Annotated in this window: 19 protein-coding genes; 6 read left to right on the forward strand and 13 right to left on the reverse strand. The window is 64.2% G+C overall.

The genetic code is table 11. From position 1 onward, the window contains the following. Positions 1 to 167: 167 nt before the first annotated feature. Complete coding sequence (locus ACZK4H_RS20450; RefSeq protein ID WP_005411374.1) at positions 168 to 506, reverse strand: P-II family nitrogen regulator; 339 nt, start codon at positions 504 to 506, stop codon at positions 168 to 170. 155 nt (positions 507 to 661) lie between these two features. Between ACZK4H_RS20450 and ubiK the strand changes: the two genes are divergently transcribed. Further along, positions 662 to 913 carry a ubiquinone biosynthesis accessory factor UbiK gene (ubiK, locus tag ACZK4H_RS20455; protein ID WP_005419983.1) on the forward strand — a complete coding sequence of 84 codons (252 nt, stop codon included), beginning with the start codon at positions 662 to 664 and terminating at the stop codon, positions 911 to 913. Between the two features lie 126 nt (positions 914 to 1,039). After that, positions 1,040 to 1,474, forward strand: coding sequence for an NAD(+)--rifampin ADP-ribosyltransferase (gene arr, locus ACZK4H_RS20460; protein WP_099554867.1), 435 nt, complete (start codon positions 1,040 to 1,042; stop codon positions 1,472 to 1,474). A 128-nt stretch (positions 1,475 to 1,602) separates the two neighbouring features. Here the strand turns inward: arr and ACZK4H_RS20465 are convergent, their stop codons facing one another. The 5 genes from ACZK4H_RS20465 to ACZK4H_RS20485 form a co-directional block, all read right to left on the reverse strand. Then, a complete protein-coding gene (locus ACZK4H_RS20465; protein WP_158230224.1) occupies positions 1,603 to 1,743 on the reverse strand; it encodes a hypothetical protein in 141 nt (46 codons plus the stop codon). A gap of 36 nt (positions 1,744 to 1,779) precedes the next feature. Continuing rightward, positions 1,780 to 2,241 carry a hypothetical protein gene (locus tag ACZK4H_RS20470; protein ID WP_099554866.1) on the reverse strand — a complete coding sequence of 154 codons (462 nt, stop codon included), beginning with the start codon at positions 2,239 to 2,241 and terminating at the stop codon, positions 1,780 to 1,782. 184 nt (positions 2,242 to 2,425) lie between these two features. Then, entirely contained in the window at positions 2,426 to 2,824 is a 399-nt protein-coding gene (locus ACZK4H_RS20475) for a hypothetical protein (RefSeq protein ID WP_099554864.1), read from the reverse strand. A 510-nt stretch (positions 2,825 to 3,334) separates the two neighbouring features. Further along, positions 3,335 to 3,664 carry a hypothetical protein gene (locus ACZK4H_RS20480; RefSeq protein ID WP_099554862.1) on the reverse strand — a complete coding sequence of 110 codons (330 nt, stop codon included), beginning with the start codon at positions 3,662 to 3,664 and terminating at the stop codon, positions 3,335 to 3,337. Positions 3,665 to 3,904: 240 nt separating this feature from the next. After that, on the reverse strand, positions 3,905 to 4,507 hold the full coding sequence (locus ACZK4H_RS20485) for a DUF998 domain-containing protein (RefSeq protein ID WP_099554859.1): 603 nt from the start codon (positions 4,505 to 4,507) through the stop codon (positions 3,905 to 3,907). 646 nt (positions 4,508 to 5,153) lie between these two features. Between ACZK4H_RS20485 and ACZK4H_RS20490 the strand changes: the two genes are divergently transcribed. The 3 genes from ACZK4H_RS20490 to ACZK4H_RS20500 all read left to right on the forward strand — a co-directional run bounded on the left by ACZK4H_RS20490 (position 5,154) and on the right by ACZK4H_RS20500 (position 7,608). Further along, a complete protein-coding gene (locus ACZK4H_RS20490; protein WP_099554857.1) occupies positions 5,154 to 5,510 on the forward strand; it encodes a hypothetical protein in 357 nt (118 codons plus the stop codon). Positions 5,511 to 5,556: 46 nt separating this feature from the next. Continuing rightward, positions 5,557 to 5,943 carry a cold-shock protein gene (locus ACZK4H_RS20495; RefSeq protein ID WP_428843488.1) on the forward strand — a complete coding sequence of 129 codons (387 nt, stop codon included), beginning with the start codon at positions 5,557 to 5,559 and terminating at the stop codon, positions 5,941 to 5,943. A 165-nt stretch (positions 5,944 to 6,108) separates the two neighbouring features. Then, complete coding sequence (locus ACZK4H_RS20500; RefSeq protein WP_099554855.1) at positions 6,109 to 7,608, forward strand: YifB family Mg chelatase-like AAA ATPase; 1,500 nt, start codon at positions 6,109 to 6,111, stop codon at positions 7,606 to 7,608. A gap of 240 nt (positions 7,609 to 7,848) precedes the next feature. Here ACZK4H_RS20500 and ACZK4H_RS20505 read toward each other — a convergent pair whose 3' ends face one another. The 4 genes from ACZK4H_RS20505 to yidA form a co-directional block, all read right to left on the reverse strand. Then, positions 7,849 to 8,235, reverse strand: coding sequence for a hypothetical protein (locus ACZK4H_RS20505; RefSeq protein WP_099554853.1), 387 nt, complete (start codon positions 8,233 to 8,235; stop codon positions 7,849 to 7,851). Between the two features lie 107 nt (positions 8,236 to 8,342). Continuing rightward, on the reverse strand, positions 8,343 to 10,661 hold the full coding sequence (locus tag ACZK4H_RS20510; protein WP_099554851.1) for a TonB-dependent receptor: 2,319 nt from the start codon (positions 10,659 to 10,661) through the stop codon (positions 8,343 to 8,345). 285 nt (positions 10,662 to 10,946) lie between these two features. After that, entirely contained in the window at positions 10,947 to 11,234 is a 288-nt protein-coding gene (locus tag ACZK4H_RS20515; RefSeq protein ID WP_239503761.1) for a colicin immunity domain-containing protein, read from the reverse strand. Positions 11,235 to 11,247: 13 nt separating this feature from the next. After that, on the reverse strand, positions 11,248 to 12,081 hold the full coding sequence (gene yidA, locus ACZK4H_RS20520) for a sugar-phosphatase (RefSeq protein WP_099554849.1): 834 nt from the start codon (positions 12,079 to 12,081) through the stop codon (positions 11,248 to 11,250). A gap of 149 nt (positions 12,082 to 12,230) precedes the next feature. Here yidA and ACZK4H_RS20525 point away from each other — a divergent pair, with 149 nt between their 5' ends. Continuing rightward, the gene (locus ACZK4H_RS20525) at positions 12,231 to 12,893 is read left to right on the forward strand and encodes an exopolysaccharide biosynthesis protein (protein WP_099554847.1); all 663 of its coding nucleotides are present in this window, start codon (positions 12,231 to 12,233) and stop codon (positions 12,891 to 12,893) included. A 90-nt stretch (positions 12,894 to 12,983) separates the two neighbouring features. On the opposite strand, the gene ACZK4H_RS20530 is transcribed toward ACZK4H_RS20525, so the two are convergent. From ACZK4H_RS20530 to ACZK4H_RS20540, 3 genes are all read right to left on the reverse strand, one after another. Continuing rightward, positions 12,984 to 14,294 carry a PQQ-dependent sugar dehydrogenase gene (locus ACZK4H_RS20530; protein ID WP_099554845.1) on the reverse strand — a complete coding sequence of 437 codons (1,311 nt, stop codon included), beginning with the start codon at positions 14,292 to 14,294 and terminating at the stop codon, positions 12,984 to 12,986. Further along, positions 14,287 to 14,727 (reverse strand): DUF2231 domain-containing protein, encoded by a 441-nt coding sequence (locus ACZK4H_RS20535; protein WP_099554874.1) that lies wholly within the window; start codon positions 14,725 to 14,727, stop codon positions 14,287 to 14,289. The genes ACZK4H_RS20530 and ACZK4H_RS20535 overlap by 8 nt, the downstream gene beginning before the upstream one ends. 109 nt (positions 14,728 to 14,836) lie before the next feature. Beyond that, positions 14,837 to 15,247: a hypothetical protein gene (locus ACZK4H_RS20540; RefSeq protein WP_241896753.1), complete on the reverse strand. Its 411-nt coding sequence runs from the start codon at positions 15,245 to 15,247 to the stop codon at positions 14,837 to 14,839. Positions 15,248 to 15,483 lie beyond the last annotated feature (236 nt).

The following is a 15,483-nucleotide window of genomic DNA, read 5'->3' on the forward strand; positions in this document are numbered from 1 at the left end:
CCGGGAGGGCTCGTCATCGCATACGGGTGTTCGCGCCGCCCGATCCCGTCTGTAGAGTCGAGCCTGCTCGACTCTACGACAAAGGGGTCAAGCATCCCGGCGCCCAGACTGCGCAGCGGTCCAGCCCCCCCCCCCCCCCCGCTGTAGTTGGCCGCCCACACCCCCACTTACAACGCGTCCGCGTCCAACTCGCCGGTACGAATACGCACAACGCTGCCCAGGTCGTACACGAACACCTTGCCGTCACCAATCTTGCCGGTGCCGGCGGCCTTCACGATGGCCTCAACCACCGCCTCCACCTGGTCATCGGTCACCGCCACTTCCAGCTTCACCTTCGGCAGGAAATCGACCACATACTCCGCGCCACGGTACAGCTCGGTGTGGCCCTTCTGGCGACCAAAGCCCTTCACTTCCGTCACCGTGATACCAGTGACCCCTCGCTCGGCCAGCGCTTCGCGCACGTCATCGAGCTTGAACGGCTTGATCACCGCCATGACCATCTTCATCGTCTATCTCCTGTCTTCCGGCGTGGAGGATAGCGCCTGAACGCGGCCCGTGCGAAGCCGCGAATGCCTGTCCGGGCAGTGGGCGCCAGCAGTATCCTTGTGCCCGAATGGCCTGCCCGCGCCGGATGCACGGGCCCACCCCCACGGAGCACCCCATGATCGACCTGAATCAAATCGATGACCTCGCCCGTCGCCTCAGCGACCTGGTGCCGCCGGGCCTGCGCGAATCGCGCGAGGAGCTGCAGGCCACCTTCAAGAGCGCGCTGCAGGCCGGCCTGGCCAAGCTCGACCTGGTCACCCGCGAGGAGTTCGAAGTGCAACGTGCCGTGCTGCTGAAGACCCGCCAGAAGCTGGACGCACTGGAAACCGCCGTGCGCGAGCTGGAAGGGCGCGGCGCCGCAGAATGAAAAAAGGAGGCGCACCGCGCCTCCCGTTTACAGATTATTTCCCGGATGGGGCCTTGCAGCAAGGCCCACCGGGCGCCCTAGACTCGCCGGCCTGTCGATCCGGCAGGACACGCAGGGGCAGTGCCGATGGCGCAGGACACCGAATGGACACCCGTTTCGCATGACACCTGCGACCAGGTCGCCGGGCCGTTCTATCACGGCACCCGCGCTGATCTGGCGGTGGGCGAGTTGCTGAGCGCGGGCTACCGCTCCAACTATCGCGACAGTGTGGTGATGAACCACATCTACTTCACCACGATTGCCAAGGGCGCCGGGTTGGCTGCCGAGATGGCCCGGGGCGAGGGGCGGCCGCGCGTGTATGTGGTGGAGCCGACCGGGCCGTTTGAGGACGACCCGAACGTGACCAACAAGAAGTTTCCCGGGAACCCGACGCGGTCGTACCGGAGTGCGCAGCCGTTGCGGGTGGTTGGGGAGATTGTGGAGTGGGAGCTCTACGACCCGGAATTCGTTCGGCAGTTGAAGGCGTTTGTTGCTTCGGGGAGTGGGGAGATCATCAATTGATGGGGTGAAGGGCGCCCACTGCGGCTGACGGAAGAGCAATAGAGCTGGATATCGGGCTTTGTCTGATTTCGGCCAAAAGCGGACGCCCCGTACACAAGTCTGAGTGGGCTCGTAGGCGATCGTGCGGTTCAGCACATCGCTCCAGCTTGCCGCGAACTGTTCGCCAGCCAGGCTTGCGAGACCACCAGATTGAGACGGGGCAACGCGCTGTTGTCCGGCATCTGTTCGCGGTTGAGCAGTTCGATGGCGACGATCTCGTAGACGGGCAACCATAGGTGCACGTTTTTCCTATGTTGCGCGAGGTCTCAAAACCTTTGGTTGCAAGGGCCCGCGGATAGGGCAGGCGTCAGCTGCGGACTGGCCCTAGCCATCCACCGATGGTGCAGAGCATCGTCCTCATGCCGCTCCAAACTCGCCGATCCTTGAAAAATGAGCAGATCTCTTGAAGAGCTGGAGGAGGGCGACGGTCGCGCAATGCGGACGAAGCATCCGAATAGTGCCAGCCACTCAGGAGCAACGGGGGCCGTGATCGCCAAAGTGGCGCTCGCTTTGGATCTCGGGCTGTCGCCATCCGCATCGGTGATGAAACACTCGATCTTAGTGACATCAGCACCGTCGCTCGCCAATTGCCACAGCGCCGCCCGCCATGCCACTAGGTGCGCATCGGCGGCCAGCTTTTCCATGATCCGCATACGCCAGCTCGATACGTTGAGCTTCGGGAAAATGGTCTTGAAATCTGCATCCAGCTGTTCCTCGTGCGAGGACATTGGAATGACCCGTAATGGTCGCTCTTGTTCGTAGCATGTGGAGACTGTCGTTGAATCCAACTCAACCGAGATGGAGGCGCACATGCAGCAATTTTTCTACCGGCGTGCTTACAAGCTCACGAAACTGCCAGGGCAAGCCCCCAGTGGTGAACTGACGCACTCCCGATTTCGCGCCGGACGTCCATCAACCGAGTCGCCGTACAACATACTTCCCATACGAAAAATAGAGGAATCCGATAATCAGCGCGTGCACGACTGCAAATGGTATGTACTGCTTCCAGAGAAGAGTCAGCGCCAAGCCCACCCCTGGTATAAGGTAGATCGCAAGAATAGTTGCCCACTTTCCGTCATGCCCGACAGCTAGAGATTCGCCATTCTTGGCGCCTGATCCGGAGATGAACCAAGCCAGCGCAAACGCCGAGACAAGCATGATCCAGAATGGCGGATTACTTCGACCCTCCAGGAAGTCAGCTCCTAAGTATCTCAGCAGCATGATCACGAAGATCGTCTGAAGGACCATAAAGATTGCGACAAGAACCGAACCGCCGAAGCGACGCCAACCTGCGTCGAACTCGGCCCACATCTCCAGGTTGCTCGCAACGAGAAATGCATATGAGTATGGAGCCCGCAAAATTCGCAGCACCCTGGTAGACAATCCTATCGAGCCTCTTGGTGCTTTCCCGGACATCCCAGTAGTCCTCAGCCTGCTGCAATTCGCTTCATATCGGGCCTCTTCCTCATGATCTGAAGAGCACCATCACGCCGTTCCTAATTCTTGACTTCTAAGGACGCCTGCCATTCAGAGAGCTGCTTCCCGGCATTCGGCCCAATGGTGGGAGTGTACTTCAGGTGCCGCATCGGCATGTCGGCCATGCTCTATGTCCACTTCCGGCCAAGAGCGGACATCAATCGCAAGAGCAGGAGCCTTCCAGATCGAGGAACAGTGGCGCGAGAGTCTGGGCCCCGCCAGGCCAGCTGGCTACGCGCTTCTCAAGCTCGACTCTTACCGCGCCACTGCAAGATGATTACCGGCTAGCGACCTCGGTCTATGGGCTGCTTCATGCCAGAACTAGGCATCTACCCCAGCGATTCGTCACTCCCGCCTTTCCGCCTGGATATGGATAGACGAAACACCAGAAACCAAGGAATGGCTGGACCAAGCATCCAGCTCTTCTGCAATTGAGCCACTCAGGAGCCATCCGCGGCCGGTGCACTGAGCCGAAGCCAGGGCAAGAACCACAAATTCAGGCCACGATTGCGCGGCATGACGGGAGCAAGCACTCACCACGAAGCCGCCCTTGTGATATGGCTCGGCGTGGAGATTGCTGACTTCAAGACCTGCTTGCTCAAACATCCGCGCCGCGACCTTGAGAGCCGCCTGCTGCGATGTGCAATTGGTGAACAAGCGCCAGTACAACTCCATGAGTCCACTATCTTCCTGAAGGCCCTCCGGGCGCGGTTGCGCTACTTATAGCAGAAGGCGCGCACGACCTTTCCCCTCTTGCCACCCGAGGTGCCAGCACCAAGGAACAGATGGTTGAAGAGCGCCCACGGCTTGAACAGCGAGCACCCTGGCATGAATCCCGAGAAGATCAACTTGAGCTGGGGCCGGAGAATCGAGAAGTTCTTGATCGGTCCTCTATGTTCCTGTCGCACGCCACCATCAATGCGCAGGCTGCACCTTCAGCGCGCTTGAACCCCTTCGCAGCAGATACAGTGCCACCAGGAACGGCCACAGCGAGTTGATCGACGAGAACAAACGCTGGGTCAGCCCCCTATAGCCCTCCGGATCCGCGCCCACCACGTTCAACCAGAGATAGACGATGCTCGCGATGCTCACCATCGCGGTCACGGCGTACGCCCTTCGGTTGGCAGACCACGCGCTCAATTCGATGTGCGACATCGCCGGTGCAATGATGTTTGCGATGCCGATGGTGTAGAAGCCGTGCATCGGATGGCCCATGGGCCAGAGCCCGTTGGTCAGCATGGAAATGCCGAAGACCAACCAGCAGATCGCGCCTACGGCAATCCGCCGACCGGACTCCCGCCACACCCCGATGGCAAACGCCACGAAGCCCACGCCGGAGCCGAGGGCGGCGATCCTGCCGCAGATGCTTGCGAGCGTTGGCGCCTGCAGCAGCTCGCTGGCGTGCTGCGCAAGCGGGTTGTAGCCCGGTGCGAACACGGCGGCAACACTGGTCCAGAACAGGAACCACGGAAGCGGGACCAGACCCGCGCAGAGAAGCAGTCGGCTGCGGCGTGACATGTACAGTGGTCCTTGTTTGGCCTGCGCCAGTGGGTGGAATCCAGTCGAACGCTGCAGAACCTTCCTACTGCGGCCAGGGCGATCTTGAGTGACTACATCAGTAGTCAGGTTGCGCGCGGCACTCGGTAGGTTCAATAGGCAAGAAGTCATTTAAACCATCTCGCGGGTGTCGCAGCGGTTCGGTTGCATGAGCGATCACACATGCCCGATGAGCGAGTGCTGTCGCATTTGCCGCGCCCTGCGTCTCTGGCGGAAGGTTCTGACGACTCCGTTCCAGAAGTGCCGCTGCGCCTGGCACGCCAAGGCTCTCGCCCCTTTCCACGCTATGCGACAATGCCAAAAGCGTCTCGGGTTTTGGCGGCATTGACCCCTACCCGTTGGCATTCCGCACAACAGCAGGTAATCGTTACTGCGCCACCGTGCATCGGTGGTCGGGACTCGAAAACCCGGATTGCTAGACGTAAGTTTGCGCTTGCCAGCCGGCACCACCGCGCGTGGTGCCGGCTGGCAATCCGTCTGCCGGCTATGGCGGGCGGGGCGTGGGGGCCTCGTGCCCGCCGGCTTTGTCTAGCAACCGGTTTTCGAGCCACGCCCTGTCCGCCACCTTTATCGGTGGCGGCTTCTGCCTGCATGCACGGAGCCCGCCATGACCACACCGCACTCCCCGCCCCCGCGCCCCATCCACGAAGCGCCGTCACCCAAACCTGCGCTGGACCCCAACAGCCTCATCGCCATCCTGCACGCCATCGGCGCGGGCGCTGCGGCCGACGGCCAACCCTGGCCCGAGCGGCACCATCTACGCAGCCGGCAGATGGCGTTGTCCGATGCCGACTGCGCGCTCACCGGCCAGCGCATCATGCAGGAGATCCTGCTGGCGGCCGAGCGCACGCGCCAGAACGGCGAGCGAGAGCAGTACGTGGGTGACCGGGTGATGGAGGGGCTGGTGATGGCCGATCTGGCGCTGACCGCCTTCATCCACGAGCGGATGCGACCCAAGGACTGAGCGCACTTATGGCGCTGGGTTTTCTGCCTGTGTACGGGGGTGACGAATGAAGAAGCACGGCCTGGCCGCTGCGGCGGTGTGCGCCTCGATCATGGCGGCGGTGTGGATGGGCTGGCCCGAGCCAGCGGGCGATCAGGTGTGGGCCTACCAGAAGCTGCAGCCGGCCGATTACCGCCTGCTGCACAGTGATGCGCTGGGCTTCGTCACTGCGAAAGCCCACGAGGGCTTTGAACTGCACGCGCGCCATGCCGGGGCGACGTCCTTCGAGATCCGGTGCAAGGGCGTGCTGGTGATGGACGTGGAGAACGCACCCTCGCGCGTGCTGATCCGGATGCCTGCCGATGCACGATGGCGGGCGCCGGATATCGAACGCGTGCGCATCCGCCTCGAGCGCTGGATGAACTCTCAGCGGAAACTGGGACGGTTACTCTAGGAAGACGCAGAGCCACTGTTGGTCGAGGCGTGCTCTGGGTGCTCTGGCGAGTGTGGACCAGGCGAACACCGGCCAGAATCCTCCTAGCCAATTCGCCAACAATCCCTGATAGCCCCCGCAGACCACCTGCCGCACCATCAAACGCCCCTCCGCAGGAAACCACACATGAGCCTGGCACTGGTCCACAGCCGTGCCCGCGCCGGGGTCAATGCCCCGCTGGTGCGGGTGGAAGTGCACCTCTCTGGCGGCCTGCCTGTCACTCAGATCGTGGGCTTGGCCGAAGCCAGCGTGCGCGAATCCCGCGAGCGCGTGCGTGCCGCCCTGCTCTGCGCGCGCTTCGACTTTCCGCAGCGGCGCATCACCTTGAACCTGGCGCCCGCCGACCTGCCCAAGGAAGGTGGGCGTTACGACCTGGCAATTGCGCTGGGCATTCTTGCCGCGAGTGGTCAAGTCGATCCGCAGTCGCTGCTGCAGTACGAGTTCCTGGGCGAGCTGGGCCTGACCGGTGAACTGCGCCCGGTGGCGGGTGCACTGCCCGCCGCAATCGCCGCCGCTGAAGCCGGGCGCATCCTGGTGGTGCCGCCGGGGAATGCGGCCGAGGCGGCGTTGGCCGAGCATGCCGATGTGCGCGTGGCCCGCACGTTGCTGGAGTGCTGCGCCGGGTTAGGCAATCCGCGTCTGTTGCCACCCGTGGAGCGTGTGGACGCGACACCGTTGCCGCTGCCGGATCTGGCCGACGTGCGCGGGCAGGCGCATGCGCGGCGAGCGTTGGAAGTGGCCGCAGCGGGTGGACACCATTTGCTTCTGATCGGCAGTCCCGGCTGCGGCAAGACGCTGCTGGCCTCGCGCCTGCCCAGCCTGTTGCCGGATACCGAGGAAGCCGAGGCTTTGCAGCTGGCTGCGATTGCATCGGTGAGCGGTGAGGGGCTGGACCCAAGACGATGGCGGCAACGGCCCTTTCGGGCACCGCATCACAGTGCCAGTGCGGCGGCGCTGGTGGGTGGGGGCAACCCGCCCTGCCCCGGTGAAATCTCGCTGGCCCACCAAGGAGTCCTCTTCCTTGATGAGCTTCCAGAGTGGAACCGCAGCGCGCTGGAGACCCTGCGCGAGCCACTGGAGTCCGGCCACATCCGCATCGCCCGCGCGGCACGCAGCGTGCAGTACCCCGCGCGGTTCCAACTGGTGGCCGCGATGAATCCCTGCCCGTGCGGCTGGGCCGGTGACCGCAGCAACCGCTGCCTGTGCAGCGACGAACGTATCAACCGTTACCGTGCGCGGGTGTCCGGCCCACTGCTGGACCGTATCGACCTGCATATCGGCGTGACCCGGATGGACGCGGTGGAGCTGCGGGAGAGCACGCCGCTGGGTGAGCCCAGCGCATCGGTGCGTGAGCGGGTGGAAGCCGCGCATGGCCGGCAGCAGGCGCGTGGTGGGCTCAATGCGCATCTGTTGCCGGCGGCACTGCGTGCCTGCACGAAACTGAGCGAGGCCGATCAGGTTCTGTTGGAGCAGGCCATCGAGCGTCTGCAGCTTTCGGCACGGGCGATGCACCGGATTCTGCGCGTGGCGCGCACGATTGCGGATCTTGCGGGTTGCGAGGTGATCCAGACCGCGCATCTGGCTGAGGCGATCGGGTATCGGCAGTTGGATCGGGGAAATGCATGAGCCTGATTGCCGGGAGCCCTCATCCGCACGGGAGCAGCAACAATCAAAAAAATACCCCGGCCGCATGCCCAGAAGGACAGAGACGGTAGCGGGGTGTACCTGACCACGCTACCGCACGGGAGACAAGCATTGCGATCAGCCGCAGTGAATGCGGAAGGTGCATCTACCACGCACGGCCTTCTACCTACAGTTGGGTGCGAAGAGCGGTCGACCAACAGTCGTCCCCACCAAGGGCGTGCATCACGCTGCGGAATCCACCCGCCCCCGCTTCGCCAGCAACGCCACCCGACGGCTGACCAGCGCGTGCAGCTCCGCCAGCTCCGACGCCCGGTCAGCCGTCATGTTGTCGCCGAACAGCACCCGCGACAGTCCCGCCGCGTCGCTGTCGTTCGGGTGCTGCCAGCGGTCCCGGTACACCTTCTGGCACACCAGCCAGGCCAGACGCAGCCCCCCACCGGGCAACGGACGGACCACGCGCTCGTAGACGTGCCAGAACTGGTACTCGGCCTGCAGGTCGATCACAGGCGTCACGGAGGGCGCCTGCCTGAGCCGTCCCGGGCTCCGGATGTCAAACAACGGTGATCGCGGGTTGTACTGAGCCATGCCGACAGGATGACCCAGCAACATTGTGGGAACCTTGCGCCGCCGCCAGAAAATCCCTGTTGATTGCCCAAGGGGGGGCCAGGTGGATTGGGGGGGGCCGCCAAGTGCATCCACGCATGGCGTGGATCTACCTAGAAGGCCATCGAGGTGCTGAACATCAGCTGCCGGGGCGCGCTGCGCTGCAGGGTCTGGTAATCGCCCGAGAACGACGAGCCGGCGATGGTGGCAGTGCCGATGTTGTGGCGGTTGAACAGGTTGCTCACGTCCAGCCGCAGCTCCAGGCCGGGCACGGCGCTATCCGCACCGAAGCGGTAGGCGGCATAGGTGTTGACCTGCCAGAAGGTCGGCACGCGGATGTCGTTCTCGTAGGTAAAGGGCTGGCGCAGGTAGGAGGTGCTGGTGGCACCAAAACGCCAGTCACCGAAATGCGCCGACAGGTCGCTGACCAGCGAGATCTGCGGGTAGCCCGGCTGGGCGTTGCCCTTGATCGGGTACACCGTGTCGCCCACCACGAAATCGCTGTCGTAGTACGAACGGGCCACGGCCACACCCTGGTAGAACTGCAGGTGGTCGGTGAGGTCCGCGGTGATGCCGAGGTCAGCGCCGATCACGTGCATCTTCGGCATCAGCCGCACCGTGTTGATCTGCGCGAACTGGGTGCCGATGGCGGCCGACAGCAGTCGGTTGCGGATGTCGTTGTAGAACACATCGCCGGTGATCGTCAGCCGGTCGAAGCGATGCGATGCGCCCACGGTGAGGTTCCAGTTCTTCTCCGGGCGCAGCGTGCCCGCCACGCGGTCGAACTCTTCCTGGTCGGTGATGGTCCACGCCGAGGCGGTGTAGCCGATGTTGCCGCGCTGGGCGACGCGATAGCCGTTCATGGTGTTGGCCAGGTCGATGAAGGCATCAGTGGATTCGGTCGGGCTCCAGAACAGCGAGACATGCGGCAGGAAGCTGCTCTTCGCGCGCAGCGTGCCGTTCACCGGTCGATCCTTGGCGTCACCGAGGCCGCCGCCGCTGGTGCGGAAGTCCACGGCCTTGAAGCCGACACCCAGCTTCAGTGTGTCGTTCAACACGATGTCGTCCTGCAGGTAGAACTGGCGCGAGCGGGTCACCCAGCTCGATGCGTTGTCGGTCTTGAACGCTGGACCGTACACGTCGAACGGGCCGGTGGCCTTCAATGGCGGGCCTTCGCCCAGCAGCGGCTGCTGGTACCACTCGGTCTTGGCCGCGGCCTTGCTCTTCTCCTGCCAGAAACCGGCAGTGAAGGTGTGCGCGCCGGTCTCGAACTGCAGGTTGAGCATGCCCCCCAGGCGGTTGAGGCGCGGCGTCTGCACCTGTTCGGAGAACGGTGCGCCGTTGGGTGACGGCACGGAGGGGTCGGTCAGCGTGGCCTGCGTGTGGCTGTTGGCGTTGTACAGCTGCACGTTGCCGTTCAGTGCCGGGGTGATCTGGAAACGATGGTTGATCGAGGACACGCGGTCGCGGGTGGTCTGGCCGGTGTCGTACGGAATCAGTTCGGAAAGCTCGCCACAGGTATAGGCACCGCAGGATTTGTCCGCGTTCTCCGGCGAGGCCACGTACCAGGCCCAGGCGTAGTCCGGATAGAAGATGTCGGCCTTCCAGCCCAGCTTGCGGATCATGTCGAAGGAGATGTTGTTGTAGCCCCACACCTTGGCCTTGCTGTCGGACAGGAACACGGTGAAGTCACCCCAGGCGACGTCCTGCTGCAGCTTCAGGTCGCCGCGCAGGAAGTTCTGCGTGCCCTCGCCCTGGTACTTGTCGGCCGACACACGCTGCAGGTCGACCAGCACCTTCGGGCCATGCTCGCCCAGCTGGCCGCTCTGCCCGGATACGGTGGTGACCAACGTGTTGTTGCTGCCCACGCCCTGCTTCACGCGCAGACTGGGCGTGTCCTGCAGCTCGCGCAGGCGGTATTCCAGGCTGCCGCCGTTGACGCTGCTGGAGAACACGCTGACCGGTGCGCCACCCGGGCTGACCGTGATCGCGCCGATGCCATCGGGCACGCCCACGTTCACCACGCTGGTGCCGGTAAGCGAGAGGAAGCCGTTGTCGTTCAGCGGCACGCCTTCGAAGGTGATGCCCATTTCATTCATGCGGAAGCCGCGCACGAACAGGCTGGTGGCCGAGATGTCCAGGCCCAGCCCGTCGGTGGCGGTGTAGCTGGCGCCGGGTACCTGCTTGAGCATGGCCAGGCCGTTGTTGCCGGTGACCATCGCGTCGAGGTCTTCGGCCTTGATGATGTAGCGGTTCGGGCCAACCACCTGGGTCGGTGCAACGGCGGCGCCGCGCGGCGTTGCGATGACCTGCAGGGCGTTGAGCGTGGTGGGCGAGTCGTGCGCGGCATCGTGCGTTTCTGCGGCGTACGCAGGTGCGGTGATGGCCGCGATGATGGCCAGGGCGAGGCACGTCGTGGGTGGGGTGTTCATGGGCAGATCCAGGGTGCAGGGGGAGAGCGGCGCAGGCGCACGCCCAGCGCGATGCAGCGCCGGTGTCGGCGCCCTGGCTGGCGATGCGATTGCGTTGAAGGGATGACCGCGCGGTGCGCGCCGGTCAGTGGCAGACGAGGACGATCATCGGCCGTGGCATTCGATGGCGTGATTTCGACGTGCGAAATTCTTGCATCGCACTGCCGCATCCGCCATTGCACCGTGGTACAGCGTCGATGGCGGTGGGGATGGGTGGGCTATACGCAGGTATAGATCCAAGCCAGGCTAGCGAGCAGTCGTGGACTGCTTCCACTCATCGATCAAAGCCACAACGGCAGCATGCAGCTGGGCGGCATCAAGCTCATACGCATGGCGATCCATCTCTTCGCCGCAATACATGTCGGCAGCACAGAAGATGTTGGACAGGCACGTTGAAAGCGCTGCGTCATCCAAAGCCAGCACGTCAAGATCCCGCTCGATCCTCCACAGCTCGATGTAGGACTCGGAGAAGACCTGCGCCGACATCCGCTCGTTGGCAAAGGACTGAGCAAACATCATCAACGTCCAGCTCATGATGTGCTCCGGATCACTGCAGAACGAAGCGCTCAATCGCGCGCGCCACGCCTTCATCGGCGTTGCTGGTGGTTTCAAATCGCGCCACCGCCTTCACCGCATCGATGGCATTTCCCATCGCCACGCTGGTGCCGGCGTACTGCAGCATGGTGAGGTCGTTTTCCTGGTCGCCGATGGCCATGACGTTGGCGCGGTCGATGCCCAGGTACTCGGCCAGCTTCTGCAGGCTCGGCCCCTTGCCGGCGCGGTGGTCGAACACTTCCAGGAAGAACGGTGCACTCTTCAGCACCGCGAAGCGCTCGGTCAGCGCGCTGGGCAGGCGCGCGATGGCGGCATCCAGCACGTCGGGCGCGTCGATCATCATCAGCTTGATGAAGGACATGGACGGGTCCATGTCTTCCACGCGGCGGTAGGACAGCGGCATCCGCGAAAGATGCGAGTCGGCCACGGTGTAGTAGCTGATGTCCTGGTTGGGCGTGTACATGCGCTGGCTGTCCAGCGCCTGGAAGTGCACGCCCAGTTCGCGGGCCACCTGCTCGCAGAACAGGAAGTCGTCGAAACTGAGCGGGTACTCGACCACGGTTTCACGGGTGCCGATGCGCTGCACCAGGCCGCCGTTGCAGGCGATGCAGTAGTCGTCGTCGCCGGTGATGCCCAGCTCGTGCAGGAACGGTGCCAGTCCCGGCACCGGGCGGCCACTGGTCAGCACGATGTGCACGCCCAGCGCGCGCGCCTGCGCGATGGCCTGTTTGACCCGCGCGGTGAGCGTGTGGGTAGGGTCCAGCAGGGTGCCATCCATGTCGATGGCGACCAGTTCGATGGTCGATTGCCTGCGGCCCATGTCCATTGCGTTCAACTCGTGCGGGGCACGCCAGTTTACCCCCTCATGCCCGGTTCACCTCTTTGCCCACGCTGGCCGGGATACTGCGGGAGCCTGTGCGTCCCCCACCGCAGGACGGCCCATTGACCGCCCTTCCCTGGAGAACCTTGCGACGCATGACCTACCGTGCCCCCGAAACCAACGACAGCGCCCCCCTGGCCCAGCAGATCGAGCAGATGATCGACGAGCTGCCCGGCGAACAGGTCAGCGTCGGCACCCTGCTCAGTGCGCTGGGCGATGAAGGCCTGCTGCTGATCGTGATCCTGCTCTCGGCCATCTTCATCATTCCCGTATCGATTCCCGGCCTGAGTACGGTGTTTGGCGCTTCGATCCTGCTGATCGGCCTGAGCCGGGTGCGCAACCGCCCGCTATGGGTGCCGCAGAAGCTCGCCCGCCGCGAGATCGCCACCGACAAGCTGAAGGCCAACCTCGGCCGTGCGCTGAAGTGGGTGCACCGCATGGAGCGGCTGTCGCGGCCGATGCGGCTGGCGGTGATGGTGCGCTCGAAGAAGATGATGCGCCTGAACAACCTGGCGCTGGTCGTGGCCACCCTGCTGCTGATGGCGCCGGCCGGGCCGATTCCCTTCAGCAACACGCTGCCGGCCCTGGCGCTGATGTCCTTTGCGATCGGCTTCATCCAGCGCGATGGCGCGGCGGTGGCGGCGGGCTACGCGTTCGTGGTGGCCACGATGGTGTATTTCGGCGTGCTGCTGGGCGGCGTCGGGTTTGCCGCCGAGTCGGTGTTCAGCGGGTTCCGCAGCAGTACCGCGGAACTGTAGAGCCGAGCCCACGCTCGGCTGCTCTTCGTTCGGTGCACGGAAACCCGCGCGCTGCGCGCGCAAGCCGAGCATGGGCTCGGCTCTACAGAATTACTTGGCCGACACCCGCCACACCACGTCGCCCACGTCGTCGGCCACCAGCAGTGCACCTTCGGCATCCATCGCCATGCCCACCGGTGCGCCCATCAGGGTCTTTTCATCCTTCGAGGCAAAGCCGCTGACCACGGTCTGCGGCCGTCCGGTCGGCTTGCCGTCCTTGAATGACACGTAGACCACTTCGTAGCCGCTCAACGGCGAGCGGTCCCAGCTGCCGTGCTCGCCGATGAAGGCGCCGCCGTGGTACTGCGCCGGCAGCGCCTGCCCGGTGTAGAACAGCAGGCCCAGCGGTGCCACGTGCGAGCCAATGGCATAGTCCGGCACGATCGCCTTGGCCACCAGATCGGGCCGCTGCGGCTGCACGCGCTCGTCCACGTGCTGGCCGTAGTAGCTGTAGGGCCAGCCATAGAAGCCATCTTCCTTCACCGAGGTGAGGTAGTCCGGCACCAGATCGGCACCGATCTCATCGCGCTCGTTCGCGACTGCCCACAGTTGGCCGGTGCTCGGCTCCCAATCCAGCCCGGTGGGGTTGCGGATGCCCGAGGCGTAGATGCGGCTGCCACGGGTGGCCACGTCCACCTCCAGTACCACTGCGCGCCGGTATTCAACGGCCAGGCCGTTCTCGGTGATGTTGCTGTTGGAGCCCACGCCCACGTACAGCTTGCTGCCATCGCGGCTGGCCAGCAGTTCCTTGGTCCAGTGGTGGTTGATGGTGCTGGGCAGGTCGGTGAACTCGCGGCCCTTGTCGGACATGCGGGTTTCGCCGGGTACGTAGTGGTACTGCATGATGTTGCCGGTGTTGGCCACGTACAGCGTGTCGCCGATCAGCTGGATGCCGAACGGCGAATGCAGGCCTTCGATATAGACGTGTTGGGTCCAGGCGTTGGAGCCGGGCGTGCGCCGCAGCAGGGTGACCCGGTTGCCGCCCTTGCCGGCCTTGCCCGAGCGCGCCTTCACCTTGCCGGCGATCCACTGCTTGGGCGTGGTGACCGGCTCTTCGCCGGGGCCATTGCCCTCCACCACCAGCACATCGCCATTGGGCAGGGTCAACAGCCGCCGCGGATGCTGCAGGTTGGCGGCGATGCGTTCGATCTGCAGGCCTTCGGCCACCGTGGGTGACTGGCCATCAGCCCAGCCCACGCCCCGCGGCACCTGCATCGGTGGCATCAGGAAGTTCTTCGGTGCCGGCAGCGGCGGCTTCGCACCGGACTGGTCGGTGGGGTGGTATTCGGCCTTGCCGGCGCAAGCCGACAGGGTGACGGCCAGTGCCAGCGCAGCCAGGGTGGGCGGGATGTGCTTAGCCATGACGACCTCCCCGCAGCACCGGCGGCTGCAGTGACAGCAGGATCAGGCCCAGGGCGATCAGGGCCACGGTCAGCGCCGACAGGATCGTACCGGGCACCGCGACGGCATAGGCATCGCGGCTGTGCACGAAGGCATTCCAGATGGCCAGCACGACCGCGACCAGGTTGAGGAAGAAGTCGATGCGGTCGATGCGGGTAGCGGTGCCGTTGCGGCGCCAGACCGCGAACAGGTTGATCAGGCGCGGCAGGATGGCGATCAGCAGGCCGAAGGTGATCAGCCAGGCCGCAGCCTTGCCCCACATCACCTCGGCGCTGTTGAGGTAGATCGCATCGAAGATCAGGGCGCCGACGAAGAAGCCGAAGGGTATGGGGTTCAACAGGCTGAACAGCGTAGTGCCAAGGCCGCGATGGGCCTGGGCGAGCGGATTGACCATCATCGTGCTCCGATGCGGAAGGGTGCACGGGGTGTAGTAGCACAGCGGGATGTGAGGGCGCGCGATGACGCCGGGATGGGATTGCCACTCCCGCCGAACAGGCACCGCGCTACGCGGATTCGTCCTCGCGCACCTCGTGGAAGGGCAGCATCGTCTCGAAGCCGAATTCGTGTTCCATGCTGGTGCGGACCAGGCCGCCAATGGCGTAGCGGCTGGTGTTGGCATGCACGTCGATGCCACCGGGCCGCCACTCGGTGCGCAGATGCAGCGTCTCTACGCGTCGCATGACGATCCGCTCCTCCTGTAGCAGCGCGCGACGGTGCTTCTTCATCAACAGGCGCAGCGGTTTCACCGTGGTGATGCCGAATGCTGCCAGCTCGGGCAGCAACTCAGCGATATCGGCATCGTCGCCATAGTCGTGGCTGCGCGTATGCACGGCCAGCACCACCTTGCGGATGGCGGCGACCGAGAGCGGGGTCTGGTCTGCGCGCGCACGGCCGCGCTGCCGTTCGTTCTTCATGTGTGTGGTCATCTGCAAGTAGTTCTCCCTGTTTCCCACGACTCAAATTCAACCGCGCGAAGATGGCGTGAAGATATTTGTGTGCACTGTCATAACCAGACGCACTAAGCGTTTGTGACGTAATTGGCACATCTGCAGATTGAGTGTGTGAAGAGGTAGGGGGTTCTTCGTTGTGTCGCGTTTGGCTCGTTGCGATGGGGCAGTTCCGCCCCGCCGTCCTGCCATGCCGATTCACA

The organism is Stenotrophomonas sp. 78350_Sma (assembly GCF_056482105.1).